The 241-nt window shown below is 56.8% G+C and carries 1 rRNA gene; it reads right to left on the bottom strand.

What is annotated here, in order from left to right:
• Positions 1-241: ribosomal RNA gene (locus HPT30_RS31220) — 16S ribosomal RNA — on the bottom strand; the annotation flags it as partial.

Genomic DNA, 241 nt, shown 5'->3' with positions numbered 1-241 from the left:
TGGCCGTTCACCCTCTCAGGTCGGCTACGCATCGTCGCCTTGGTGAGCCGTTACCTCACCAACTAGCTAATGCGCCGCAGGCCCATCCCGCAGTGACAGATTGCTCCGTCTTTCATCCTCTCAGCAGGAGCCAAAAGGAATTATCCGGTATTAGCTACCGTTTCCGGTAGTTATCCCAGTCTGTGGGGCAGGTTGCCTACGTGTTACTCACCCGTCCGCCGCTAACCATCAGGAGTGCAAG

Source organism: Paenibacillus agri, from assembly GCF_013359945.1.
GTDB lineage: Bacteria > Bacillota > Bacilli > Paenibacillales > Paenibacillaceae > Paenibacillus_AQ > Paenibacillus_AQ agri.
This window is presented reverse-complemented; position numbering and strand designations above follow the sequence as displayed.